The following is a 26,732-nucleotide window of genomic DNA, read 5'->3' as shown; positions in this document are numbered from 1 at the left end:
CCCCCTCCTTCGTGTCACGATTGCCGATGATGCGACAGAAAATACATTTCCACGCAAAAACCGTGCTGGTCCTTCGTTGTGATCCAATAGTCGGTCAGCTCGTCGATCAGCCGGAGTCCCCATCCGCGCCCGTATTCGTGGTCGACCTCCGCGCGGCCGCCCGCCAGTTTCGCCGCGAAATCGAATCCGGGGCCTTCATCGCGTATCCGGCAAACCATGATCGCATGGCCGAAATGCGTCTGGATGGTCACCGTCTTGGCCTCGTCGAATCCGTTGCCGTGCTCGGCGGCATTCATCACCGCCTCGGCGACGCAGGTAACAATATCGTCGGTTCGTCCGGATTCGGACCAGTGTTCCCGCAGCATGGCCGCCAGCTCCGCGGCGACGGACCGCTCGCAGCCCGGCACCGAGGGCACGCGCCAGCTGCGCTCGCGAAGCTCCGCCCGCCGCCCGGCCTTGCCCGCGGTGTACTCGACGACGAGCAGCGTCCGGTCATCGCGGCGGTACGCTTCGCGGCTCTCCTGGCTGTCAAGCAGCCGCTCCATCCAGTCCGCCGCCGGCACGTCGGCCGGCCAGTTGGCGAGCTCCGCTTCGAGCCGTTCGAAGCCGTACATCTCACCGTCCGGCCCGGCGTCCTCAATGATACCGTCCGTATAGAGCACGAACCGTTCGCCCGGCGCGAAGCGGAACACCGTCTCGCGATACGTCTCCTCCGCGTTCATGCCGAGCGGCAGGGACGAGCTGTCCAATTGCCGCGGTTCGGTCCCCGGCAATGCCAGGTAGGGGGCGGGGTGGCCGGCGCCGGCGTAGCGCATCTCGCCCGTCTGGACATCGAGCAGGCCGATGCCCAGCGTGACGCCGACCGCCGTCAGGCTCTCGGCGCTCAAGCCGGCAAGCACGCGGTTCATCCTCTCGAGCAGGGCGGCCGGGCCACCGCCCTGCTTCACCTCGGAGCGAAACAGCAGCAGCAGCGCCGGCACCATGAAGGCGGCCTGCAGCCCTTTGCCGGGCACGTCTCCGATGAGCACGGCGACGACCGCGTCATCGAGGACGACCGCGTCGAACAGATCACCGCCGACTTCCGCCGCCTGGCGGCTGCGAGCCGTCACGCGGCAGAGGCCGAGGCGAAGGTCGACGGGCGGCTGCCATTTGCGCTGGACTTCGAGCGCCAGCCGCAGCTCCGCCGCAAGCGGCTCCCCGCTGCCGGACAGCCGGCTGATCCCGCCGCCGGATTCGGCCGATTCCGATGCCATCGGCTCCTCGCCGGCCGGCGCCGCCTCAGCCGGACCAGGTGCGGCGGGCTCCCGTCCGATCGGCTGCTCAGGGCGCTTGGGCTGCTCAGGCTCCTCCGGCTCGTCCGGCCGCAAGCCTTCCGCTCCGCGCGGGCGCGCCTTGCGCCTGACGACGGAACACGCCGCCCATCCTGCGGCTCCGGCTGCCGCCGCAAGCAGCGCCGCCGCCGCTGCCGCCGCGGCGTCATGCGGCAGGAGGGCCGCCGCGGTCCAGCCGGCCGCCGCGCCGGCGAGCAACAGCACGAAGGCCGTACCTGCCTTGCGCGCCCGGGACCTCAACTTTCCCATACCAGCCGCTTCGTCTCCTCAAGCGGCTCCACGCCGAATTCTTCGCGGAAGACGCGCTCGAGCCGCTTATACCAGCCGACCGCCTCGGCGTGGCGGCCGCGCGCTTTCCAGAACCGGATCATCGCCTGATAGGCTTCCTCCTGGTCCGGCCTCAGGTCGATCCAGGCGGTCAGCCATTGCTCCGCGTGACTGTCCTCGGATAGACCGATGTAATATTCGGCCAGTCTGCGCAACATCACCGTCTGCCGCTCGAGCAGCTGCATCCGCCACCGCTCCAGCCAGTCCGACACCGGCATGTTCGCTCCGAGCAATCCGTATTTCCCCACGGCATCCAGGTAGAGCACGACGGCCGCGTCGCGGTCCGCCGCCCACAGTTGGTCGCCGACGCGCGACTGCGTCACATATTGCTCGACGTCGACCATGTCGATGACCGGCTCCCGGAATCCGACAAGCCCGCTGCGGACTTCGATCGCGTCTTCGAAGCCGATGCCGGCAAGCGCGCTGCGCAGCTCATGCAGCGAGACATACAGATGATTCGCCACCCGGGAAGAGTCCGCTTCGCCGAACAGATGCTCCAATACCTGATTGCGAAGCGCGCGATAATCCTGCTGCAACAGCAGATAGACGAACAGTTCACGCGACTTGCGCCGTTTCCATTTCGGCTGGAGCGACGTGCCGTCCGGCAGGAAAATGCGGATGCCGGACATGAGCTGGATGCGCATCCGGTTCGCCCGCTCCTCCGCCGGCGCGTCCGCGGGATCGACGGTCCGCGGGATCGACGCCTGGACGGCAGCAAGGCCGAGCTTGCTCTTGTATTCCGCCACCCATGCCAATGTTCGCGGCGTCGACATCTCCTCATGCAGCAGTTCCAGCTGCCGCAGCGCCATGGCCGCGTCCGTCCGTTCGCCTTCCGCAAGCCGGCGCGCCACGTTGAGCCGGCAGGCGAACATCTGCACTTCCACATCATAGCGCAGCTCGCCCTCCGGCCAGCCGACTCCGGCATCGGTGTCGGACCGCAGCGAATCCAGCATGTAGGCGTACCGGGCCGGCAGCCCGTCGCCCGACTCGCTTGTCAGCGCGTCGTGCACCGCCGCGCATTCCGGCCGAAGCGCCGCCCACCGGCCGAGTTCGGCGATCCGCCCGGCCCATTCGCATTTCTTCATGCCGGCCGGATCATACATCCACCGGTCGAGCAGCACGTAGGCAAAACCGACCGCGTCTCCGTCTTCGCGGAACCGGTCAGCCGCCCGGGCGAAATCGTCGTCGATCAGGCGCGGCGCGAGAAAAGCGGTCGTCCGTGTCCAGCATTTTCCCCGTGCCAGCGCCCACCAGACGTAGCCGCCGCACCGGTCCGGATCGCGTCTTGCTTCTGCGTCCAGATGCATCAGCATCGCCTCGTTGTCCGAGAAATCGCCGATCCGCACATGAATCAGCGACAACAGGCCGATCATCGACAACATCTCGCGATGGTCCGCCATCAGCGCGAACGCTTTCACGGCTTCCTGCGCCCATTTCCGCGCCTCCCTCAGCCTGCCGTCCAGCATGAGCCGCACGGCTCCGGCGCGCAGCAGGAACGGCGAAGGGAAAAGGACGGACTCGGGCAGCCGGCCCAGCGCATCCCATTCGGGCAGCTGTCCGTTCTGTACGGCCTGTTCGAGCTTCAGCACTTCTTCTCTGTTGTTGTCGGGTTCGCCAGGTTGCTCGATGTGACGCATGGGTAAAGACTCCATTTCCATGGAATATAGGTTAATCGTACTATATGGTTTAGGAAAAATGGAATACTAACTTACACAATACGATCTCTTCTTACAAAATTCCTTCCGCTCCACCGGCCGCCGCAACAACCGACAAGACGCGAAAACGGCACGCGGACGTGCCGTTTTCTCATCCGAATGCGGCCGTCCGCGCACGGCGCATCCTTACTTGACCAACTGCCCGCGCGTGACGCCGAGCTGGTTGATCGCCTTGAGGGTGCGCCATACTTCGGTGCCTCCGATTTTGCCGCGGATCGCGTCTGTGTAGAGCCGGATGACTTCCTCCACCTTCTCCGCCCGCTCTTCGAGAAATTCGACTCTGAACGTGCCGGCGCCGAGCTCGATGAAGCTGCGCAAATATTCGGCGCCCGACTGTTCGATCGCGTTGTACACCGTATTGCGGCAGCCGTCGTCGACGCGGACGGGATGGGACATGCCGATCCGGTCCCGCAGCGACACGCGATGCTGCTCGCAGGGACGGCCGCAATTCGTGTAGTCCGTACCGTCGCTCAGGAACGTGCAGTACACGCAGTGCTCCGTGTGGAACATCGGCAGATGCTGGTGGATGACGATCTCCGCCTTCGAGCCGTCCATCCGCCGCAGCAGATCCATCATCTGCTGCGCATTCAGATCATAGGAGAGCGTAACCCGCGCGCAGCCGAGATCCAGCATCAGGTTCGCCGCCTTGTGGTTGGCGATGTTCAGCGAGAAATCGCCGATCAGTTCGGGGAACCGCGCCCTGTCCCCCGCGGCTTCCAGCTCCGCCCGCTTCCGCAGATAGAATTGCAGCGCCCCCGTATTCCGGACCAGCACGGCGTCGGGCTCCAGCTTCAGGATCATGTTATGGTAGCCGTTCTCCCCCGGCATATGGATGCGCGGCGTTGCCAGCGCGATCCGCTTGCCGGCCCTGCGCGCCGCCTGGACGGCCTCCGGATACTGCCGGATGAATTCGAAATCCGCGTAGACGAGCCCGACGCCCGCCGCAAACGCCGCTTCCACCTGTTCCATATTGCGGCACAGCGCGGTCAGCTCCGGCTCGCCCCCAAGGGCCTCGGCGCGCCGGACGTCGGCGTAAGGATCGATGCTCCGTTTCGCGTACGGCCGCGGCTTCATCCGCGCGTCTTCCAGCTTCGCCGCCGCTTCCCGGCGGAGCCGGTTCAGCTCGCTGATCGGCAAGATCACCGAACCTTCGAGTTCGACGTCCAGCTCCTCCAGCCGAAAAATCGTCCCGCCGAGCCGCCCGAATTGCTCGGCCAGCAGCGCCCGGTCCATCGGCCGCTTCTCCGCGACAGCCAGCGGAATCCCGCTGTCCGCTTCCACGCGGATCCCCGTTTGCATGTCGGTCCATACCGTCCGGAGCGGTTCACCCGCGCGTCCGCTGACGTTGACGCACACCGGGAAGGCGCGGTACGGCTTGTCCGTCTCGAACGTCTGACGCAGCCGCCGGTCAAGCGCCGGATCGCTCGTCTTCCAGATCCGGTCGCCCGGCTTCACGCGCTTCAGGTCGACGTCATGGCGGCCGGGCACGATCTCGTACGTTCCGCCCTCCAGCGCCTCGCCTTCGACTTTGGCGCCCTGCCGGCGGATGTCATAGACGCGGCCGCCTTCTTCCGGCTTCTCCGGATCGCCCGCGTCGAATACGATGCCGTCGCCGCGCTTGAGCGGCGCCTCGAGCCGGCAAATGACGCCGTCCCGGGTGACGCGTTCGACGCGGCCGAGATAGACGCCGCGGCTTTTCGGGAATGTCCCGTCGACAAGCTGCTTGTTGTTCGTGCCGAGCAGGAAACCCGGCGTGAACCCGCGGGAGAAACTTTGCTGCAGCTCCCGTATTTCTTCCTTCGACGGTTCCGCATCGTCCCCCGCGAAGTAGCGGTCGATGGCGGCCCGATATTTGCTCACCACGTTCGCGACGTATTCCGGGCTTTTCAGCCGGCCTTCGATCTTGAACGAAATGACGCCCGCCTCGATCAGTTCCGGCACGAGTCCGATCGCGGCCAGATCCTTCGGCGAGAGCAGGTAGGCAACGTCGCCCATCTCCTTCTGCTCGCCGTCCACCATCAGGTCGTAAGGCAGCCGGCACGCCTGCGCGCATTCGCCGCGGTTCGCCGACCGGCCGCCCCACATCTCGCTGGTCAGGCATTGGCCCGAATAGGAAACGCACAGCGCGCCGTGGACGAATACTTCAAGCGGATGCGACGTCTGGCTGCCGATGGTTCGGATCTGCTTCAGATTGTTCTCCCGTCCGAGCACCACCCGTTCAATGCCGAGAGATGCCGCGAACTCGACCGCCTCCGGCGAGGTGATCGTCATCTGCGTCGACCCGTGAATCGGCAGGTCGGGCGAGATCTCGCGGATCATGCGCACGAGGCCCAGATCCTGCACGATGACCGCATCGATCCCGGCATCCGCGCATGCCTCCGTCAGCCGCTTCGCCTCCTCCAGCTCATCTTCGAAGACGAGAATGTTGAAGGCGAGGTAGCCTTTCATGCCATAGCGGCGAAGGAAGGTCATGATTTCCGGAAGTTCTTCCATCCGGAAATTGTGCGCCCTCGCCCGCGCATTGAAATGCTCGACGCCGAAGTACACCGCGTCAGCGCCGTTCGCCGCCGCCGCCCGCAGGCAGTCCCAGTTGCCGGCGGGCGCCAGCAGTTCGATGTCTTCGCGTCTCAAGCCGTTCCGTATCATCATCGTTGGTCCTCCAGGTTGTCCGCTCACGCATCGTGAAATTCTGTAACCCAGTGTAACACCCTGCGTGCGCGATTCCAATAGCATGACGAGGGGAAGACGGTAAAGTCAGGTCCTGCTCCGCTGCAAGTTTGGCCTGTTGCTATCCAAAATTGGCATTTCGCAGCGCACGCCGTTCAATGTGAAAAATGGGCATGATATAATGGACGGGAAAGCGATGACATTCCCGATCGGGGAATCGAAGGAGGCTGTTCGCGAACCATGAAACTTGGCATTTTCACTGTGCTCTTCGGCCAGAAACCGTTCGAGGAAATGCTTGACTACGTCGCCTCGAAGGGACTGGAAGCGGTCGAGATCGGCACCGGCGGCTATCCGGGAGATGCGCATTGCAACCGGAAGGAACTGCTCGCCGACGAGAGCAAGCGCAAGGCGTTCCTGAAGGCGGTCGAATCCCGCGGCCTGATCATCAGCGCGCTGAGCTGCCATGCCAACCCGCTTCATCCCCAGAAAGCGATTTCAAGCGAACACGACCAGACCATCCGCGAGACGATCGACCTGGCATCGAAGCTCGGCGTGCCGGTCGTCAACACGTTCTCCGGCTGCCCCGGCGACAGCGAAGACGCGAAATATCCGAACTGGCCGGTCGCGCCGTGGCCGAACGACTATCAGGAAATTCTCGATTGGCAATGGAAGAACAAAGTCATTCCGTACTGGACCGAAATTGCGAAATATGCGTCCGAACGGAACGTCAAGATCGGGCTCGAGCTGCACGGCGGCTTCTCCGTCCATACGCCGGCAACGCTGCTCCGTCTGCGTGAAGCGGCCGGCGAAGCGATCGGCGCCAACCTCGACCCGAGCCACATGTGGTGGCAAGGCATCGATCCGGTGCAAGCCGTACATATTCTCGGCCGCGCCGGCGCGATTCACCATTTCCACGCGAAGGATACGTCGATTGATCCGATCAACGTCAACCGCTACGGCCTGACCGACATGCAGCCGTACACGAACATGCTCGAACGCGCATGGCAGTTCCGCACCGTCGGCTTCGGCCACGATCTGAAGACGTGGGCCGACATCATCAGCGCCCTCCGGCTGGTCGGCTACGACTATGTCGTCAGCATCGAACACGAAGACGGTCTGATGTCCGTTGAAGAAGGATTCACGAAAGCCGTGCAAAATCTGCAGCAAGTGCTGATCCGCGAACCGCTGGGCGAGATGTGGTGGGTATAACCTGCCCGTCTCTGCAGACGCTCGACGCCGTATTCGTGCTGAACAGCGACGAATACCACACCGCCGCGACGCTGGCCGCGCTGCGCCGCAAGAAGCACGTCCTGCTCGAGAAGCCGATGTGTCTGACGCTCGCCGACGCGGACGCCATCATCCGCGCCCGGGACGAGGCTGGCACGCAGGTGATGATCGGCTACATGCGGCGCTACGCGCCCGCCTTCACCGAGGCGGTCGAGCTGGTTCGGAACATGGGGCCGATCCGCTACGCGCGCGTCCGGGATCTGATCGGACCGAACGGCTATTTCATCGGCCAATCGAGCCGCGTCTTCCGCCCGACGGATATCCCGGAGGAAGCGATGGCCGAGCGGAAGCGGCTTGCGGCGCAGCAGGCTGCCGAGGCGATCGGCGACGCCCCGGCCGATCTGGTCAGCACATACCGGCTGCTGAACGGGCTCAGCAGCCATGATCTGTCGGCGATGCGCGAGCTGATCGGCATGCCGAACCGCGTCATCTCCGCCGCGCAATGGAACGGCGGTTCGTTCATCCACGCGCTGTTCGAGTTCGACGGCTTCAACGCGACCTTCGAGACGGGCATCCACCGGATCGGCCGCTTCGACGCGCATCTCGAAGTGTACTCGGACGCCAAAGCGGTCAAAGTGCAGTACAATACCCCGTACATCCGTCACCTGCCGACCGTGCTGATGGTCGACGAGACGGACGGCGACGCCTTCTCCGTGTCCGAGACCCGGCCGACGTTCAAAGATCCGTACACCGTCGAGATCGAAACGTTCCACGACGTGGTGACCCGCAGGCTCGTGCCGAAGACGACGCCGGAGGACGCGAAGCAGGACCTCATCCTGTTCCGGTGGATCATCGACGCGATCCGCCGGAACGGATAACCGGATACAAAAACAAGAGCCTCTCCGCTTCCGTCAGCGGGAGGCTCTATGTATGTGCTCATGCAAACCTGTCGGCCGATTAACCGGCCCAGACCTCGAAAATCATGACGTAATCGATAAACAGGAAGACCGCGAGGGACACGAGCGCAAAACCGATGGCAAAATAGTTCTTGCGCGGACGTTCCATCAGCAGCCGTACGAGGCCGATGGCAATGACAACGGTAAACAGCAGCATCATGATATCGAACGGGTCGAAGCTGCTCGCGGATGCGGTCTCTTCTGCAAGAAGCAACATGGGGGGGACCTCCTTCTGAATCGTCAACCCAGGGTAAACACTTATCTCCGTTCTATGTTAGCCTGTCACGGCTCCGGTTGCAAGCCTTAATTCGCAATGTTAACAACTTTGTCACGCGCCGCATGGCAGTCTGACATTAGCATGCCCAAAATAACGTCCCCGCCCGCATTTTTTGATATAATGGGACAAGATATCGACCGGAAAGACAACCCGGCTCAGGGAGGTTATGACTGTGAAAAAAGTCGGCCGTAACGATCCGTGTCCCTGCGGCAGCGGCAAAAAGTACAAACGCTGCTGTCTGGAGAAGGACCAGGCCGCAAACGTCACCCGCATCGCTCCCGGACAGCCCGCGGCGGATGAACCCGAAGATGATTTCTCCGATCCCGTGATCACCGCCGAGGACGTGGTCAGTCTCATCGAGCATGAGCTGGAGTGGGGCAACGTGCGCTATCAAATGATCGCCCGCTATCTGGCGAACCGGATGGCCGGCGAATACGAATGGGACCACATCGCGATGGCGGTCACCATGCTGAACCTGTACACCGGTACGGCTCAGCCCGTCCTGCGCACCGCCGGAGTCATCGCGGGGGCGATGGAATACTTCACCGCGCAGGCTTTCGGCATCGAAGGCGTCACCTTGACCTCCCTGGCCGAAAAATACGAGGTATCCGCGTCGGCCATCTCCCGGCGGTACAAGGATCTCGAGGCGTTCGCCGAAGCGCTGTACGAACAGGAGAATGCAGCCCCCGGCCAGCCCCGGGCCGTCGGCATGCCGCCGAATCTCAAACAATTGGCGGATTCCCCCGAGGCCTTGGAACAATTGGCACGGGAATCGGATGACCCTGCCGAACTGGCGCAGATCCTGCTGTACTACACATGGGACGTACCTTCGCCGACCAAAAGAATCGACTTGGCGCGCCAGGCTCTCCGAATCTATCCCGACAGCGCGGATGCCTGGAACATTCTGGCCGAAGAGTCGTCTTCCCCCGAAGAAGCGTTGGAATACTACCGCAAAGGCATGGAAGCCGGAAAGAAGCACCTGGGCCGAAAGTTTTTCAGAGAAAACAGGGGGTTGTTCTGGGGCATCCTCAAAACCCGGCCTTTCATGCGCGCCAAATTCGGCTTTGCCCACACGCTGCATAAGTCAGGCCGACACAGGGAAGCCATCCGCGAGTACAAAGAGTTGCTCGAGCTGAACCCGAACGACAACCAGGGCGCGCGCTACCTGCTGGTTCTGGCATACCTTGAATTGAAGGAGTACGGAGCGGCGGACAAACTGATGAACCAGACTTACGCCGATGACATTTCCGCCGAATTCAACTATAACCGCCTGCTGACCGAATACGGGATGCGCGGTATAACGCCGGCTCTCAAGCGTCTGTTCCGGCAAGCCGTGCATTATAATCCGCATATTCCCGATTTTTTGACCGGCAAGAAGCGTCTTCCCCGCAAAATGCCGGAAAGAATCGTGGTCGGGGATACCACGGAAGCCGCCGCGTACGCCGGCGATCATCTGCATCTGTGGCGCGAGCGGCCCGAGCTGCTCGCCTGGGTTGACGACCAGCTTCAGTCCCGTTGATATCCGCTCTTCGCGACGGATACCCGGCTTCAGTTCCAGGACGTCAGGTATTTCTTAGTGGTCCGGATTGTTGATGAGCACGGCCGCGGCCAGGATCAGGACCGAGCCGATCAGAACCGGCGCAAGCAGAAACGACCACCCTCTGCAGCCCGCGATGACGACGAGCGGGTCGGCGCCGGCCGGCGGATGCGTCGTTTTCGTCAGCATCATGAGTCCGATCGCTAGGCCGACGCCGGCAGCCATCACCCAGACACTCTGCCCGAAAAGATGGAACAATGCGATACCGGACAACGTCGTGATCAGCTGTCCGCCGACGATGTTGCGCGGCCGGGAGAACGGCGCGTCCCAGATGCCGAAGGCGAGCACGCAGCTTGCGCCGAACGGCGCCATGATCCACGGATTCGACGTCCAACTCGTCAGCAAGGCCAGCATCGCGATCGCGAGAAACCCGCCCAACGCTCCGATTGGGGCGTGGGACAATCTTCAGCGTCGTCCTTGCGCTGACCAAGCACCTGCAATCACTTTATTGGCTCGTCATCCGGGGATATGCGATGGCACCGGGAGACAAGGCTGAAGTCGTCCATGAAGACGAGTGGCCTTTCCTGTCAACCAGCGAATCCGCCGAAGAAGACGGCATCGCGGCGGACTCCCGAACCTGGGCGCGGCTCGTTCAGAACCCTGTCCTGCCGGAGCCCGGGGTGAACGAACCGAGACACAAAGATTTGCTGTTCTACCCGGATCCCGAGTCCCCTGACGTTTTGTGGATCGCGGTGCAGCACCCCGAGCGATTGTCGGAGTGGACCGCTTATCCGGCATCGGGTTACGGCGAGTGGTTCCGGCGCGAACTGGATCTGTACATCCGGCTCACCCGGGGCTTGTGACGAAAGAAGGCCAGCCTGCATGAGGCTGGCCTTTCTGACTATTGGGTTTACTTCGCTTTCGCTGCCGCGATCTCGACGCCTTGCTGCGCTTCGGTGCGTTTCCGGTCGCGTTCGAGAATCGGCTTCAGGTAGCGGCCGGTATAGGATTTCGGCGAAGCCGTCACGTCCTCGGGCGTGCCGACCGCGATGATCGTACCGCCGCCGCTGCCGCCTTCCGGACCGAGGTCGATGATGTAATCGGCCGTCTTGATGACGTCGAGGTTGTGCTCAATGACGAGCACGGTGTCCCCCGCATCGACCAGCCGGTGCAGCACCTGCAGCAGACGGCTGATGTCGTCCACATGCAGGCCGGTCGTCGGCTCGTCGAGAATGTAGAGCGTCCGGCCGTTGCTGCGGCGGTACAGTTCGGATGCGAGCTTCACGCGCTGCGCTTCCCCGCCGGACAGCGTCGTCGCAGGCTGCCCGAGCTTGAGGTACCCGAGGCCGACATCGAGCAGTGTCTGCAGTCTGCGGTGAATCTTCGGGATGTTGCGGAAAAACTCGACCGCGTCTTCGACGGTCATCTCCAGCACGTCCGCGATGTTCTTGCCCTTGTACTTCACTTCAAGCGTCTCGCGGTTGTACCGTTTCCCCTTGCACACTTCGCACGGCACATAGACATCCGGGAGAAAATGCATCTCGATCTTGATGATGCCGTCGCCGCTGCATGCCTCGCATCGGCCGCCCTTCACGTTGAAGCTGAAGCGGCCTTTCTTGTAGCCCCGCACCTTCGCTTCGTTCGTGTTCGCGAATACGTCGCGGATGTCGTCGAACACGCCGGTGTACGTCGCCGGGTTCGAGCGCGGCGTCCGGCCGATCGGCGACTGGTCGATGTCGATCACCTTGTCGAGATGTTCGAGGCCGCGGATCTCCTTGTGCTCGCCGGGGCGGGTCTTCGCGCGGTTCAGGTCGCGCGCCAGCGCCTTGTACAGAATCTCGTTCACGAGCGTCGACTTGCCGGAGCCGGAGACGCCGGTGACGGCCGTAAAGAGGCCGATCGGGATCTTCACGTTCAGGTTCTTCAGGTTGTTCTCCTTCGCGCCGCGGACCTCGAGCCAGCGTCCGTCCGGCTGGCGCCGGACCGCCGGCACCGGGATGAACTTCTTCCCGCTCAGGTACTGCCCCGTCAGCGAATCCGGGTTGTTCATCACTTCTTCGGGCGTCCCCTGCGCGACGACGCGGCCGCCGTGGATGCCGGCGCCCGGTCCGATATCGATGATGTAGTCGGCCGCAAGCATCGTGTCTTCGTCGTGCTCGACGACGATCAGCGTGTTGCCGAGGTCGCGCATCTTGCGCAGCGCCTGGATCAGCCGGTCGTTGTCCCGCTGGTGCAGACCGATGCTCGGCTCGTCGAGAATGTACAGGACGCCCATCAGGCTGGAGCCGATCTGGGTCGCCAGCCGGATGCGCTGCGCTTCGCCGCCGGACAGCGTGCCGGCCGCGCGGCTGAGCGTCAGATAGTCGAGCCCGACCGCCGCAAGGAAGCCGAGCCGGCTGTCGATCTCCTTCAGGATGAGGCGTGCGATCGTGCGTTCTTTCTCGTTCAGCTCGAGTTCGGCGAAGAACTTCTGTGCCTCGCCGATCGACAGCGACGTCACGTGCGCGATGTTCCGCCCGCCGACCGTCACGGCCAGGCTCTCCTTCTTCAGCCGGTGGCCCTTGCAGGTACCGCACGGCTTCGCGCTCATGAACTGCTCGATGAACTCCCGGATGCCGTCGGACGCGGTCTCCCGGTAGCGGCGCTCCAGGTTGTGCACGATTCCCTCGAACGGCACGTACGCGTCGCGCGTATGGCCGAAGTCATTTTCATAGCGGAACCGGACTTTCTCGCCGCCGGTGCCGTAGAGCAGCTTCTTCATCTGCTCGGGAGTCAGCTCCGCCACCGGCACGTTCGTCGGAATGCCGTAATGTTCGCACACCGCGCGCAGAAACTGCGGGTAGTAGTTCGACGTGCTGCCCGCCCAAGCCTCGAACGCCCCTTCTTCGATCGTCAGCTGCGGGTTGCTGACGATCAGATCGGGGTCGACGATCATCTTCACGCCGAGGCCGTCGCACTCGGGGCAGGCGCCGAACGGACTGTTGAACGAGAACATCCGCGGCGACAGCTCGTCGATGCTGAATCCGCACTCCGGACAAGCCAGCTTCGCGTTGAACAGCAGCTCCTCCTGCCCGATGACGTCGACGATGACCTTGCCGTCCGACAGGTTCAGCGCCGTCTCCAGAGAGTCCGCCAGCCGCGCCGCGACGTCTTCCTTCACGACGATCCGGTCGACGACGACCTCGATGCTGTGCTTCTTGTTCTTCTCGAGCTCGATCTTCTCGCTCAGATCGCGGATTTCGCCGTTGACCCGCACGCGGACGAAGCCCTGCTTCTGAATGTCCGCGAGCAGCTTCGCATGCTCGCCCTTGCGCCCGGAGACGACCGGCGCCAGAATCTGCAGCCTCGTCCTCTCCGGGTATTCCAGAATCCGGTCAACCATCTGCTCGACCGTCTGGGCCGCGATCGGGATGCCGTGCACCGGACAATGCGGCCTGCCGATGCGCGCGTACAGCAGGCGCAGATAGTCGTAAATCTCCGTCACCGTGCCGACGGTCGAACGCGGGTTGCGGCTCGTCGTCTTCTGGTCGATGGAGATGGCCGGCGACAGGCCGTCGATCGAGTCGACGTCCGGCTTCTCCATCTGGCCGAGGAATTGCCGGGCGTAGGCCGACAGCGATTCGACGTACCGCCGTTGCCCCTCGGCATAGATCGTATCGAACGCAAGCGACGACTTCCCGGAGCCGCTGAGTCCGGTCAGGACGACGAACTTGTCGCGCGGAATTTCCACGTCGATATTTTTTAAATTGTGGGCTCGCGCCCCCTTGATTATGATGCGGTCATTGGCCACCGGACGGATGCCCCTTTCAACGTTGACGGGGATGCGCCCCGCCTGAGAATCGAATGTGTGTTCCCGTCCATTATATCGAATGGCAGCCAGGCATGCAAACGTTCAATTATTGGTTTTCCAGGGCAGGTTCCATCGCACAGCAGCCCGTTGAACCGGATGATTTCAGGCATTCACTCTGAATGTTCTGGATGTATACAGCAAATTGCTCTGCAATCCTTGCGTAAAATTCCGTGTCCTCCGGATGACATTCTGACAATCGTTTGGAGAGTTCATACAGCTCCTTCTTCATCTGCAATATTCGTTCCATGTAGGTATTGGGGCGAGCCACTTTTCTTTCCCCTCCTCTTAAATTTTCTTTCAATATATAAAAGTGAAGTAAGCCCTCTATTGCACAACCCGCCTGGTCAATGAATATCGCCCTCTCATCTCATCGTAGAAAGTAGTAAATGAAACCCTTTACTTGCCATCAAGAGAATAAATTCCCTCAAGGTTGTGTTGTTGATTTGCAATTACACTTTTATTTACAAAAGCCAAACGGAGGAGGGTTGTACATCATGAGTTCTGACGTGCGTGCAGCCAACTGTTCTCTGTCAAATGAAATAAGGTGCTTTCTGGAGTTCAAATTAAATCATCCAAATTTATTCAAGGTTGATATGCAATCCGTCACCGGAGTTGGAAGATGAACTGGATCTCGCTTTTCGTAAATTTCTGTTTTGTTTCCGGTTTAAGAAGTATCTTTTCTCCCTCATTAAATATGCAAATATCGATTACCACAGAAAGCGGCGAAAATACGAGCAACGATACCCGCTGACATTCGATGCGCCTGTCGGAGAGGACGAGGCCCAATGCTTTGGTGATTATCTGTTGAGTTTGGCCCGACAGGCTGACGTGGACGACCCGACATTTGATCCCAATCACTTTCAATCGAGGCTCGAGAATCCCGAATTGTATGCCATCTTTTCAAAACTCACATATAAGCAAAGAGTTGTGATAACGCTTTCTTATTCGGCATGCATTATGGATACGGAGATTTCCACGCTGCTGAAAGTGTCACAGCAAGCCATTACGAAAACCCGACATACAGCCCTCAAAAAAATGAGAAGTTCCTTGCTCGGCGCGAAGTGAATGGAAGACGGGATATCACTCAAGGGGGTGAGCGGTAATGGAGGAATCGTCTATTATTTCATTGATCACTACATCTATTTCCAATTTTGGCTTTCCTATCGTAATTACCGGATTTCTTTTACTCCGGTTTGAGAAGAAAATCGAATCTTTGAATAACACCATTATGGATTTGATCCAGGTCATTCGAAGCGAGGTGGGAAAAAAAAAATGATCGGGCATGATTTGTTCACCTTGGTGCAGAAAGCGAAAGCGGGAGACAAGGAAGCGATGAAAGAAATTCTTCACCTTGTAGAACCCTTCATTCAGAAGGCGTGCCGTCGCGCGTCCCCGAACGAACGAAACGATTTGCAGCAGTATTTGGCGGAGAAGGTGATCGTTGCCGTCAAAAATTACGATATGAATTCAATTCCCGGTTTTGCACAATTCATAGAGCTGATTTCGTCAAATCACGCTCAATTGGATTTTTCCGGATTCAAGAATGATTTCCGCAATCTTGTCGAATGGAAGGAGGAACAGTTAGATTTCTAATACATGAGCTTGAAAGGGCGGCATGCGGCGATTTGTGCTGAAGCCGCCCTGTTTTTTCACTATCCCGCATAGCTCCTCTGTATCCTCCGATTCATTTCACGGCCAATTTTCTTCTTCCACCCCTCCACTGACGTTGTGCAAATCAGAATCGATTTCACTTTGTATAAGCGAGGAAAGCAACCAGGCCTGGAATTCCTCAAGAAGTTTTGGACAAGGTGGGAGCAAGAATGTGCGGTTGTCAGGAGCAAAAGGTACCAAACAGTATTGAGATCCCGGTTGAGGAATATGCGAAGCTTCAGGATCAGGCCCGCATCCTCCAGGAACTGCTGAACCAGCAAACAACGGAACCCGAATCTTTCCAGAAAGGATGAGCCAGAAAATGGCGGAATACGTGCTGTACTTCTCTATCGCCAAAAACGCTCCGGGCGAAGACGTTTATTCGGGCAGCGTGATTGCACGGGAGCCGTTCAGGATTTCGAGCGGATACCTGGTGAATACGGCAGGTGGACCGGTGAAAAGTTTCAATGCCACCGTGCCCGTCTATGCCAACTCTTCTTCCTCGCTGTTGGGGTATCAGATTGGCACCGTCACGTTCCGGGAAGGGGTCATCAGAGAATCCACCGACATGATCATTACGTCCGTATTCAATCAGGATCCGTCGAGGAAAATTACGATTCAAGCCAATGGTCTCACCACCACGGTGGAAGTCGGTGTCTGGTTCAAGGGCGATGCATCCTGGTTTGAAGGATCCAACAAGTCATACTGCGTTGGGCAACACGGATCGCTGCCTTCCAATTACGTTGCATTGCCTGCTTACAATGTTTGCGCCAAATCGGTAAAAATGTACAATCCAAACACCGGAAAGACAGCTACCGGGAAAGTGTGGGATGTCGGCCCGCTCTTCGACGCAAACTGGTGCGGCACAGACCCTTACTGGAACACCGGAACAACGCCCAGGGCAATCACCTACAAAGGAAAGAAACGATGCGAAGTTTGCAAGCCAAACGATTCCAATTGTAAGGATACGACGGTAATCAACGGTGCCATCATCGACATTTCCAAAAACATGCGGAACGCTTTGGGTGCTACCGGCACCATTCCGAACGCTCAGTGGCGTTTCGCCTGATATGGGTGGGAGAGGGCGGAGAATATCTGCCCTCTTTCCTCATCCCTATGAATATTCGTTCAAATGAAGTGTAATATTCGAAATCATCAAAAACGAAAGATCCCCAAGAACTGTCATCTCAATGTCGTAAGTTCCGATCTCCGGCACCTTTAGTTGAATGAATTCGTTCGTCAAGGCCTGAATGACGATCCCGCTTGGCGTCGATTGCTTGAAATGGAAGCCGGGCAATGTTTCACTCAGTTCAAGATAAGGATTCTCTTGCCCGGCAAGATTGGATGTCATCACGGTCGCCACATCGATTCCCGTACCAAGCCAGGGCTGATGGCCTTCTTCGTATTGCTCGAAGACATACTCCGGCAAATATTCGATCGTTCCGTCGTTATAATAGGGAATGGAAGTTCTCGGGCGTTGGAAAACGTCCTCCGGCAGCTCATAAAACACGATTGACCTTGCGGCGCGCAAATCGGCGGATTGGACTTGCCCCTCCGTTCCGGCGGCTCGGTTGGGATGCCACGTGATTTTGGAAATATACAACACCTCGTGGCCGGGCGGGGCTTCCAGTTCGATCTCATACCTTCCGACGTCGGGTACGAACAGTTCATAACGCCGTTCCGCCGTCTCCTTCATGATCAGCCCTTCCGACGTTTGCCGTTCACCTTCGACGCTGGCGGTCCAATCCAGTTCCGCGTCCTCCCGTCCCGTGAGATTGGACGTCAGAGCCATCACATCATCGATTCCGGTCTGATGTCCGGTTCGACGTTTCCCGGACGCCCTGATGTCCTCCTCCGACAGAAACCTGATCTTGCCCTTGTCATAATACGGAATCGAAGAAACCGGCAGTTGCAAGATGTCGTCCGTCAATTGATAAATTAAGACAGGGATGCGAACCGGTTCCTTGCGCGGCTCAACGGCTGGCTCTTCGGAAGGGAGATCCCTGTCTGGCACGTCTGTCCCATCCGTCTCCGTCGTATTTGCCTGTTCCGCCTCCGCTTGCGATCCGGCCTCTGTCGGCAAGCCGTTCTCTCCGGATGGACTGACTTCGTCGGTTGCGATATTACCGCCGTTTTGTGCCATATCGTCCTGTACAGCTGCGCGTTGGCATCCCGATAACACCAGAACAATAATGAGCAATAGAAATCCTATTTGTCTGCCTGATCTCCACATTTTCCCTCCACCACCTTATTTTTTCACCTTAACTAGACGATCAACGGGATACAGAAGTTGAGTTGACCGGATTTGGGTGACGAGTCCGCGGATCGGCAGCCGATCGCAGGTCGAGGGACTTCGTCGGGGGAGGGATGTTGGGAACGAAAAGAAAACAGCGTCTGATTGCCAACGCTGGCAATCAGACGCTGTGACGAACGGCCGCGAGATCATCCCAACGCAGGGTTCCGCCCGCTTATCACCCCTGCAACTCTAGACTTCAGCCTTCAATTCAAGCAGCGCGTCGCGCAGTTCGGCCGCACGCTCGAACTGCAAGTTTTTCGCCGCTTCCTTCATCTCGGCTTCCAGCCGCTGAATCAGTTTCTGCTTTTCTTTCTTGGACATCTTGCCATAGGCATCCGTGCCGTACTCCGCCTTCGATTCGGCGACTTTCACCGCCTCGATGACGTCGTGCACCTTCTTGCGGATCGTCTGCGGCACGATGCCGTGCTTCTCGTTGAACGCGATCTGGATCGACCGGCGGCGCTCCGTCTCGCGGATCGCCCGGCTCATCGAATCCGTGATCGTGTCGGCGTACATGATGACCCGGCCTTCGGCATTGCGCGCCGCCCGGCCGATCGTCTGGATGAGCGACGTCTCGGAGCGGAGGAACCCTTCCTTGTCCGCGTCCAGAATGGCGACAAGCGACACTTCCGGCAGGTCGAGACCTTCGCGCAGCAGGTTGATGCCGACGAGCACGTGGAACGTGCCGAGGCGCAGATCCCGCAGAATCGCCATCCGCTCGAGCGTCTTGATGTCCGAGTGGAGGTAGCGGACCTTGATGCCGACTTCCTTCAGATAGTCGGTCAGATCTTCCGCCATCTTCTTCGTCAGCGTCGTCACGAGCACGCGCTCGTCCTTCGCGATCCGTTCGCGGATCTCGCCGAGCAGATCGTCGATCTGCCCCTTCGTCGGGCGCACTTCGACGACCGGGTCGACGAGGCCCGTCGGCCGGATGATCTGTTCGACCACTTCCGGGCAATGCTCCAGCTCATACGGTCCGGGCGTCGCGGATACGTAGATGAGCTGGTTCGCCTTCGCCTCGAACTCTTCGAACTTGAGCGGCCGGTTGTCCAGCGCGGACGGCAGCCGGAAACCGTGCTCGACGAGCACTTCCTTGCGCGCCCGGTCGCCGTTGTACATCGCGCGGATCTGCGGCAGCGTCACGTGCGACTCGTCGACGACGATCAGGAAGTCGTCCGGGAAATAGTCGAGCAGCGTGTACGGCGTCGAGCCGCGCTCGCGGAACGTCAGCGGCCCCGAATAGTTCTCGATGCCGGAGCAGAAGCCCATCTCCGCCATCATTTCGAGGTCGTAGCGCGTCCGCTGCTCCAGACGCTGCGCCTCGAGCAGCTTGCCTTGCGACCGGAGCTCCTCCAGCCGCTCCTCCAGTTCGCGCTCGATATTTTTCAGGGCGATCTTCATCTTCTCTTCATGCGTGACGAAGTGGGAAGCCGGGAAAATGGCAACGTGGTTCCGCTCCCCGATGATCTCGCCCGTCAAGGTATCGATCTCGGTGATCCGTTCGATCTCGTCGCCGAACATCTCGACCCGGATCGCCCGCTCATGGCTGCCCGCCGGGAAGATCTCGATCGTGTCGCCCCGCACGCGGAACGTGCCGCGCACGAAGTTGAGATCGTTCCGCTGGTACTGGATGTCGACCAGCTTGCGCAGGATGGCGTTGCGCGGCTTCTCCATGCCGACGCGCAGCGACAGGACGAGGTCGCGGTACTCGTCCGGCGAACCGAGGCCGTAGATGCACGACACGCTCGCCACGATGATGACGTCGCGCCGCTCGAACAGCGAGCTGGTCGCGGAGTGCCGCAGCTTGTCGATCTCGTCGTTGATGCTGGAATCTTTCTCGATATAGGTATCCGTCTGCGGAATATAGGCTTCCGGCTGATAATAATCGTAATAACTGACGAAGTAGGAAACCGCGTTGTTCGGGAAAAATTCCTGGAACTCGCTGCAAAGCTGCGCCGCCAGCGTCTTGTTGTGGGCGATGACGAGCGTCGGGCGGTTCAGTTCCTTGATCACATTGGCGATCGTGAAGGTCTTGCCCGTGCCCGTCGCGCCGAGCAGCGTCTGGTGCTTCTTGCCTTGCCGGACGCCCTCCACCAGCTTCGCGATCGCTTCGGGCTGATCACCCTGAGGCTTGTAATCGGAGACAAGCTCGAACGGTTTGTCCAGGACGGTAATCGATTCTCGCATCGGTCTTGCTTCCCTCTCCTTCCGGCTGCCCGCTTCCGGCGGGCGAATCCGTCGCTCCGGGCCGTCCGCCATTATCGGTATGCCCCATGCGGCGGGCTTGCAGACGCCGGATGGTCCAATCCTTTCCTCTGTCGCCAGCCGAATGAGAATAAATGTTCCCATTCGATTATACCCGTTCTCCACACGCCGCGCAATTCCGGAAATGCAGACTAAGAAAAACGCCTGACGGCGTCCTTTAGTTCGTGCGATTTAGTTCATACGTGCAAAATAGCCGGCTGTAGGGAACAATCTACACCCGGCTTATTTTCTTACATCGCTTATCCTGTACTCGTAACCATGAATTCCTTTGTAATATTCTGGGTACATGCCTCCTCCACATTCTTCGCAACGGAATTGCGGAGGTACTGTCGGATCTCCATCATCCATCGCATCGAAATTCCGAACGACATTCAGCGGAATCTCTTCTGCTGTATGACATTGAAGACAGATGTAGGTTACTTTCGCTTTGCTATGCAGCCCGCTTTGCGGCTTTTTCCTTTTCTTCGCTTCCTTTCGTTTCTTCGACACCGGCGACATCCCGAATCATCCTTTCCAGGCATGCCTTTGAGGTGGAGCACACCGCGTACTTCACCTTCAACTTCCCTTCTTCAAGGCAGGCTTCTCCCTTGTATTCATAATAACTTTCGCATTTTGGGCAACACGGCGGCTTCCCCGTCTGCTCCTTGACCCGTTCACTCCACGTTCTGCGTTTTAATATCCTCTTTGCCTTGACGATCCATCTTCTCGCAGCTTTTTGCCACTCACTGACTAACTTCTTGCACAAGCTCTTGATCCGCCGCGAGTAAACCCCATAGTAACGGATCGTCTTAAAGTTTTCATCCGGAATATGCCGGATCAGTCTGCCAATAAATTCTTCCACCGAAATCGTCTCCGTCTTCTCTTCCCCGTCATTCTTATCCCGGTAACGAAAGGTCACCCTTTCTCCGTCATACGCTTCGATCCGGCTAACCGCTACCGCCGGTCTTCTCATGTATCGCCCGATATATCCGAGTTGCCGCTTGACGTTCCCTTTCTGTTTCGGAGCATGCACATAGAAGCCTTCTCCATTTTCGGAGTAGGCTTTTTGCAAACGGGACTGCACTTGCCTTTTCTCTTGTTCGCTTAACTTTCGGCGAATCAGCTTCAACACAACCGTCTGCCATTGTTTACGCAACATCTCGAACGGAATAAAGTCGTATGTTTTCCACTCGCCGTTCTTCTTCATCCCTCCCATGGTTACTAGCATATGGACATGAGGATTGAAGTTAAGCCGTGCCCCAAACGTATGCAATCCGGCTATGATTCCGGGAGTTACCTTATGTTTCTTCTCAAAATGTTCTTTGACTAAGCGCACCGCTTCATCCATAAATTCTTTGAGCAATTTTGCCCGATGAAGCAGAAAGATTTCCCGCAATCCTTCGTCAATCGTGAAGACGACATGACGATGGTTGACTTGGAATACATCTTGTTCCAGTAGACGTGCCCATTCCTCTGTTTCTCCGCATGAACAGGTCGTACAGAATCTTCCTTTACAGCGATACGGAACAAGCCGCAGGTCATGACATCCTTCACATACCAGCAGCTTAAATCCGTTTCGGGGATCCCCGCATCGACGGAACTTCTCTACTTCCTTCCGTACATTGGCACGCAGCTTGCCGCCATGTTTTGCCACAAACCGATCCCAGTGCCCTCGCTCATCAAAAAAGATGCGTTTCAAGATGTTCGTCTCCATATCCTAACCTTACCAAAAACAGAAATAAGGCGGAAGACCTGCCTCCACCCCAAAACTTATAAATTCTATAATGTCAAGCAAAAACGGCTGGCGCCGTCCTCCCGGGCGGGCGCGTCCGTTTTGCGGTGAAAGATAAGCCGGTTATAAGCGTGAAACTTATAAAGTCTTATCTTTAAAAAAATCCGCCCCCGCCATGACTGGACGCGGGGACGGCTTGGTGAGAAAGTCCGGCGGCCGGTCGGCCTGTCCGGCCTTCGCCGGAAAAAATCGCGATGCCCCTGACCGGTCCGGTCCGGTGCTGCCGGACGGTCTTCAACTTCGGGCGGTCTTTCCGTCATCATTGCCGAATGGTCACGATACCGCCGGGCGCGCTGCGCGATGCCTGAATGCGCCGGATCTCCTGATCCGACAGCCTGCGGCCGACGAGGATGAGCGAGGACGTCTGGTTGTTGAAGCCAAGCGTCCGCAGGGCCGCCACCGACTGGCTGCCGCGGAAGACGCGGTACGGGCCCTGGCGCGAGTCGCAGATTGCCGGTTGCCACTTTGCATCACCTCTTTCCGTTCGGACTGCTTGCAATATATGACCGTTCGAGAAGGAGGTGTGGACAAGCATCGTAGACAATTGCATCAATTTTTTGCTTGCGTAGCTGTGCCCGCATCGGGCGCGTCCTTGCCCGCATCATTCGCGGCACGGCCCTTATCAGGCGCGCCGCCGTCAGCACCCGCCGGCGCCGGTTCGGGAGCCGTCTGCCCGGCGGCCGCGGCCATGTACGCTTCGCTTCCCTCGGGCGCCGATCCGCCCCGCCGGCGGAAAGGACGGCTCCACGGCAGCAGCCCGATCAACGACCGCGGCGCGCCGCTCACGGTGTAGGCGGCGTCTTCGAACGGCGCCAGCACGAGGCCGAGCTGATGGTGTTCATTCTCGTAGCGCGCGCGCTGCACAAAGCGGACATGGCCCTCGTGGTTGAGCAGCTCGATCTTGCAGAACGCCGGATTGGCCAGCAATCCGTCGTACAGCTCCTCCGGCGTGCGGACGGCGGTGCCGTTCACCTTGCTCACGATCTCGCCGGGCTCGATGCCGAGCTGCGCCCCCGACGATCCGGGCAGCACCGCGAGCACCCGCAGCCCGTTCCCTTCGTGGGCGTACAGCGGGCTTGCCGCCGCTTCCCTGCTCCGCTCGATGAAGGATGCGATCTCGCGCAGCGCCGGCACGGCCGCCGCGGCGGCCGGCAGCAACAGTTCCCATTGGGCGGCCGCCGCCCCCGCAACAGCGGCGATCAGCCCGGTCCAGAGGAGCACCTTCGCTGCCCGCACAGTCTTCGCCGCCGGCAGCAGCGACGTCGTCCGCCAGACGGAGCCGATGACGACCGGCAGGCCGAGCAGCGTCCAGCCCTGCGGTTCGCCCAGGCTCCAGAACAGCGGCGTCCACGGCAGTTCCGCGGCGCCGGCGGACGTTCCGGCGGCCGGCACGAGCAGGAGCAGCGGCACCGGCCAGACGGCGTCGATCCGCCATCCGCCGATCGGGCGGCCGCGCTTGCCGTCCACGATGACCGGGCCGGCCAGGCGGCGGCTAGACCGCCAGAGCAGCAGGGCTTCCGCCGGCAGCAGCAGACCGGCGATCAGCAGCAGGCCGGCCGCATCGAACGATGCGAGCGACGCCGCGAGCCGCTTGATCAGTTCAGGCGATCCGGACCAGTCGAACCAGCCGGAGAGCCACTGCAAGAAGGCAATAAGGCCCGCGCCGTAAGCGGCCGCCGCGAAGCGCAGCCGCACCAGCCCGAGCAGCAGCGACACGCACCACAGCCAGATCACGGCATCCGCGTTCAGATCAACACCGAGGAACAGGACGGCGGCCGAGACCAGGACGCCGACGGCTAGTCCCGCCGGCAGCGCCGCGAGCAGCCGGCCCGGCCAGGCCGTCAGCCGCGCATGGAACAGCCTGCGCTCCGCGCGGATCTGCCTGAGCGCAAGCAGCAAGACCAGCAGCACGGCGACGTATCCGAACGGCTGGATCAGCGCAGCGGCGATTCCGGATCCCGCCTGTTCCAGCCATTCCAGCCCCCATTCCATCGGCATTCACTCCTCTTCCGTCCGGGTCTTGTCTGCCGGCGCCTGAATGCCGGACACCGATTCCGCTTCCGCCGTTCCGCCGTCTGCCGGCGCCAGGCCGATCCGCACGCGCAGCGCATCCAGCGCCCGGTTCAGCTGCCGGTCGTTCGCGGGATCGGCAATCATGTCCCGCATCCGCTGTTCCAGTTGATCCGCCGTCGCTTCGTCCGTCCGGCCGGTCACGGGGAGGCCTTCATTGCGCTGAAAATCCTTCAGCGCTTTTTCGGTCGCCGCGTCGAAATAGCCGTCCGTCCTGCCCGGAGCGTAACCGAGCGCCTTCAGCATGATTTGCAGGCTCTTCACATCTTCCGCGGTCATGTCCCGGACGAGCGACCGTTCCCTGGACAGCCGCGCCACCTTGAAATATTCCGGCTGTTCGACGGTGATGTCCGGCAGGACGCCCTTGTCGTGCACCCACTCCCCGGACGGCGTCAGCCATTTTGCGATCGTCAGCTTGACCTGGCTGCCTTCGTCGACTTCGCTCTCATAGCTGACCTGCACCGTGCCTTTGCCGAACGTCCTCTCGCCGATCAGCAGCGCATCCGCCGACTCCTGCAGCGCCGCAGCCAGCACCTCGGCCGCGCTCGCGCTTCCCCGGTTGATGAGCACCGCGACCGGGTACGGCTTCTTCGAACCCTGCGACACCGTCACTTCGCGCCCGTCTTCCCGGCTTTCGACCTGCACGACCGGCTCGCCCTTCGGAATGAAGAGCTGCGCGATCGACACGACGGCCGGAAGGGGACCGCCGGGATTGTTCCGCACGTCGATGACGAGCGCCTTCATGCCGCCCGCTTCAAGCTCCTCGAGCGCTGCCTTGAATTTATCCAGCGAATTGAGCGCGAACTGCCGGAGTTCGATGATGCCGATGCCGTCGGGCGTGAGCCGCGAGAAGACCGATTCCAGATCGATCTCGTCCCTTACGAGAATGAGCTGGAACGGATCGCTGACCCCTTCGCGCTGTACGACAAGTTTCGCTTTCGTACCCTTCGGTCCGCGGATCAGGCGGACCGCCTCGTTCAGATCGACGCCGAGGAGCGAATGACCGTTGACCGACAGGATGACGTCCTGCGGATGAAGCCCCGCCCGCTCGGCCGGCGAATTCCGCAAGGCCGATTCGACGATCACCTTGCCGCCCCGGACCTGCAGTCGCGCGCCGATGCCCGAGAACGTGCCTTCAATCGAGTCCGCCAGTTGTTCCGCCTCGTCCTTGTTCAGATAAGCCGAATACGGATCGTCCAGCATGTTGATCATGCCGCGGATCGCGCCGTCCAGCAGTTTCTCCCGGTCGACCGGGAGGAAATATTTCCGTTCAATCAGATCCAACACTTCATTCAGTCGGGCGGACTCGCGCTCGGTCAGCCCTTCGATCTCCGAAGGCGCCGCTCCGGCCGGCGTCTCCGCGCCCGATCCGGCGAGCAGCCACCGCTCCGCGGCCGTCAATGTAACGAGCACGGACGCGAGCGCCGTGAGGAGCACCATGGCGGTCACCGTACGGCCACGAAACAGCATGAATCGTCCCTCCAAATTCAGCCGCCATATTCCCATCGAAATTGCGGCCCGCGCCGGCCATGCGGTTGCCGCCGTCCCCAGGGGAGGAGAAAAACCGCCATCCTCCGCGGGATCGCTTCGGGTGGCGGTCCGAGGCCCCACGCGCGGCGGACGCCGTCAGCGCAGGTAATTTTCAGGGTCGACAGGTTTCTCGTTCAGCCGCACCTCGAAATGGAGATGCGGACCGGTGGAAACGCCGGTGCTTCCGACTTCCGCAATCTTCTGGCCTTTCTTGACGACTTCTCCGGCTTTGACCTTGATGCCGCCTTTGCGGATATGGCCGTACAGCGTCCACAGGCCGTTGCCGTGGTCGATGATGACGGTGTTGCCGTAGCCGCTCATCGACTGCGCGACAATGACCGTGCCCGATTCGGCCGCAAAGATGTCCGTGCCGGAGGCCGCCGCGAAATCGATGCCGTTGTGCTGCTTGCCCTTCTGGCCGGTAACCGGATGCGTGCGCGGACCGAATTTCGAGCTGACGTACTTGTAATCCTTGATCGGCATGCCCAGTTTGCCGCCGGTATAGTAAACGGTGTTTTTCTTCTTCTTCTCGGCTTCGATCGCGGCTTTCTCCTTGCGGGCGAGCTCCATGAGCTGTTTCTCCTGCTCTTCGGAGATCTCTTCAAGCTCTTCGGCCCGCTGGTCCAGCGCTTCGATCTTCCGGTTGTATTGGAGAATCATGACTTCTTTTTCTTTTTCTTTGTCAACAAGTAAATTGTAATAATCTTCCTTCTTGCTGTAAAGCTCCTGGAGTCCTGCCAGCTCCGCTTCGATCTGCGCCTTCTTCTGCTCGATCAATTCCTTGTCCGCCTTGTGGGCTTCCAGAATCGCCTTGTCCTGCGCCAGGATCGATTGCAGCGAATCGAACCGGTCCAGGAAATCGGAGAAGCTCGTCGCGCTGAGGAGCACATCCAGGTAGGAAACGAACCCGTTCGTGTACATCAGACGGACGCGGGCGTCCAGCAGTTCGCCGCGCTCCTCGATGCGCGCCTTGGTGTCTTCCAGCTCCTGGCCCGCCTGGAGCAGCGATTCTTCCGACTCGGCGATCCGTCCGTCCACAAGCTTCAACTCTTCTTCGAGCGAATGGATATGGGCGGAAAGCTCGTTGATCTGCTCCATCGTCACTTCTTTCTGATTGAGCACGTTCTGCTTGTCCTGCTGCACTTTCTTGAGGTTCGCATCGACATCGTTCATCTTCTGTTGCAGCTTCTTGATCTCGCTGCGGATCTTCTCCAGTTCGCTCGCCGCTTCGGTGCGATGCGGCTGGGAGACGGCGAAGGCCAG

General features: G+C 60.0%; 20 protein-coding genes and 1 pseudogene. 8 read left to right on the top strand and 13 right to left on the bottom strand.

Annotation, left to right across the window (positions count from 1 at the left end):
• Positions 1–14: 14 nt before the first annotated feature.
• The 3 genes from THECO_RS01025 to THECO_RS01015 all read right to left on the bottom strand — a co-directional run bounded on the left by THECO_RS01025 (position 15) and on the right by THECO_RS01015 (position 6,019).
• A complete protein-coding gene (locus tag THECO_RS01025; protein WP_015253225.1) occupies positions 15–1,580 on the bottom strand; it encodes an ATP-binding SpoIIE family protein phosphatase in 1,566 nt (521 codons plus the stop codon).
• A complete protein-coding gene (locus THECO_RS01020; protein WP_015253224.1) occupies positions 1,568–3,295 on the bottom strand; it encodes an AfsR/SARP family transcriptional regulator in 1,728 nt (575 codons plus the stop codon). The genes THECO_RS01025 and THECO_RS01020 overlap by 13 nt, the downstream gene beginning before the upstream one ends.
• Before the next feature lie 204 nt (positions 3,296–3,499).
• Positions 3,500–6,019, bottom strand: coding sequence for a U32 family peptidase (locus THECO_RS01015; protein ID WP_041854047.1), 2,520 nt, complete (start codon positions 6,017–6,019; stop codon positions 3,500–3,502).
• Between the two features lie 261 nt (positions 6,020–6,280).
• Here THECO_RS01015 and THECO_RS01010 point away from each other — a divergent pair, with 261 nt between their 5' ends.
• Positions 6,281–7,249, top strand: a complete 969-nt coding sequence (locus THECO_RS01010; RefSeq protein ID WP_015253222.1) for a sugar phosphate isomerase/epimerase family protein — start codon at positions 6,281–6,283, stop codon at positions 7,247–7,249.
• Positions 7,240–8,145 (top strand): Gfo/Idh/MocA family protein, encoded by a 906-nt coding sequence (locus THECO_RS01005; protein ID WP_015253221.1) that lies wholly within the window; start codon positions 7,240–7,242, stop codon positions 8,143–8,145. The genes THECO_RS01010 and THECO_RS01005 overlap by 10 nt, the downstream gene beginning before the upstream one ends.
• A 79-nt stretch (positions 8,146–8,224) precedes the next feature.
• Here THECO_RS01005 and THECO_RS01000 read toward each other — a convergent pair whose 3' ends face one another.
• Positions 8,225–8,440, bottom strand: coding sequence for a hypothetical protein (locus THECO_RS01000; protein WP_015253220.1), 216 nt, complete (start codon positions 8,438–8,440; stop codon positions 8,225–8,227).
• 232 nt (positions 8,441–8,672) lie between these two features.
• Between THECO_RS01000 and THECO_RS20310 the strand changes: the two genes are divergently transcribed.
• Complete coding sequence (locus THECO_RS20310) at positions 8,673–10,019, top strand: SEC-C metal-binding domain-containing protein (RefSeq protein WP_015253219.1); 1,347 nt, start codon at positions 8,673–8,675, stop codon at positions 10,017–10,019.
• 54 nt (positions 10,020–10,073) lie between these two features.
• On the opposite strand, the gene THECO_RS00990 is transcribed toward THECO_RS20310, so the two are convergent.
• Positions 10,074–10,499 carry an HPP family protein gene (locus THECO_RS00990; protein WP_015253218.1) on the bottom strand — a complete coding sequence of 142 codons (426 nt, stop codon included), beginning with the start codon at positions 10,497–10,499 and terminating at the stop codon, positions 10,074–10,076.
• 71 nt (positions 10,500–10,570) lie between these two features.
• Between THECO_RS00990 and THECO_RS21425 the strand changes: the two genes are divergently transcribed.
• Positions 10,571–10,900, top strand: coding sequence for a hypothetical protein (locus THECO_RS21425; RefSeq protein WP_015253217.1), 330 nt, complete (start codon positions 10,571–10,573; stop codon positions 10,898–10,900).
• A gap of 47 nt (positions 10,901–10,947) precedes the next feature.
• On the opposite strand, the gene uvrA is transcribed toward THECO_RS21425, so the two are convergent.
• Entirely contained in the window at positions 10,948–13,827 is a 2,880-nt protein-coding gene (gene uvrA / locus THECO_RS00980; RefSeq protein WP_015253216.1) for an excinuclease ABC subunit UvrA, read from the bottom strand.
• A gap of 648 nt (positions 13,828–14,475) precedes the next feature.
• Between uvrA and THECO_RS22635 the strand changes: the two genes are divergently transcribed.
• The 4 genes from THECO_RS22635 to THECO_RS00960 all read left to right on the top strand — a co-directional run bounded on the left by THECO_RS22635 (position 14,476) and on the right by THECO_RS00960 (position 16,606).
• Positions 14,476–14,952: a sigma-70 family RNA polymerase sigma factor gene (locus THECO_RS22635; RefSeq protein WP_041853735.1), complete on the top strand. Its 477-nt coding sequence runs from the start codon at positions 14,476–14,478 to the stop codon at positions 14,950–14,952.
• A gap of 37 nt (positions 14,953–14,989) precedes the next feature.
• The gene (locus THECO_RS20860) at positions 14,990–15,163 is read left to right on the top strand and encodes a YvrJ family protein (RefSeq protein ID WP_015253214.1); all 174 of its coding nucleotides are present in this window, start codon (positions 14,990–14,992) and stop codon (positions 15,161–15,163) included.
• Positions 15,160–15,480 (top strand): helix-turn-helix domain-containing protein, encoded by a 321-nt coding sequence (locus THECO_RS00965; protein WP_015253213.1) that lies wholly within the window; start codon positions 15,160–15,162, stop codon positions 15,478–15,480. The genes THECO_RS20860 and THECO_RS00965 overlap by 4 nt, the downstream gene beginning before the upstream one ends.
• Before the next feature lie 379 nt (positions 15,481–15,859).
• Positions 15,860–16,606 (top strand): hypothetical protein, encoded by a 747-nt coding sequence (locus THECO_RS00960; RefSeq protein WP_157373492.1) that lies wholly within the window; start codon positions 15,860–15,862, stop codon positions 16,604–16,606.
• 45 nt (positions 16,607–16,651) lie between these two features.
• Here the strand turns inward: THECO_RS00960 and THECO_RS00955 are convergent, their stop codons facing one another.
• The 7 genes and pseudogenes from THECO_RS00955 to THECO_RS22785 all read right to left on the bottom strand — a co-directional run.
• The gene (locus THECO_RS00955; protein WP_015253210.1) at positions 16,652–17,770 is read right to left on the bottom strand and encodes a hypothetical protein; all 1,119 of its coding nucleotides are present in this window, start codon (positions 17,768–17,770) and stop codon (positions 16,652–16,654) included.
• Between the two features lie 252 nt (positions 17,771–18,022).
• Positions 18,023–20,020, bottom strand: coding sequence for an excinuclease ABC subunit UvrB (gene uvrB, locus THECO_RS00950; protein WP_041854042.1), 1,998 nt, complete (start codon positions 20,018–20,020; stop codon positions 18,023–18,025).
• 508 nt (positions 20,021–20,528) lie between these two features.
• Positions 20,529–21,791 (bottom strand): IS91 family transposase, encoded by a 1,263-nt coding sequence (locus tag THECO_RS00945; protein WP_083883009.1) that lies wholly within the window; start codon positions 21,789–21,791, stop codon positions 20,529–20,531.
• A 337-nt stretch (positions 21,792–22,128) separates the two neighbouring features.
• Positions 22,129–22,269: a hypothetical protein gene (locus THECO_RS21505; RefSeq protein ID WP_157373491.1), complete on the bottom strand. Its 141-nt coding sequence runs from the start codon at positions 22,267–22,269 to the stop codon at positions 22,129–22,131.
• Positions 22,270–22,418: 149 nt separating this feature from the next.
• Positions 22,419–23,861, bottom strand: a complete 1,443-nt coding sequence (locus tag THECO_RS00935; protein WP_015253206.1) for a PDZ domain-containing protein — start codon at positions 23,859–23,861, stop codon at positions 22,419–22,421.
• A 6-nt stretch (positions 23,862–23,867) separates the two neighbouring features.
• On the bottom strand, positions 23,868–25,409 hold the full coding sequence (locus THECO_RS00930; RefSeq protein ID WP_015253205.1) for a S41 family peptidase: 1,542 nt from the start codon (positions 25,407–25,409) through the stop codon (positions 23,868–23,870).
• A 234-nt stretch (positions 25,410–25,643) separates the two neighbouring features.
• Positions 25,644–26,567, bottom strand: a pseudogene (locus tag THECO_RS22785) (murein hydrolase activator EnvC family protein); the annotation flags it as partial.
• Between the last annotated feature and the right edge of the window lie 165 nt (positions 26,568–26,732).

The sequence above is a fragment of the Thermobacillus composti KWC4 genome (assembly GCF_000227705.2).
Taxonomy (GTDB): Bacteria; Bacillota; Bacilli; order Paenibacillales; family Paenibacillaceae; genus Thermobacillus; species Thermobacillus xylanilyticus.
Note: the sequence above shows the minus strand (reverse complement) of the source record. Positions and strands in the feature narration are given on the sequence as shown.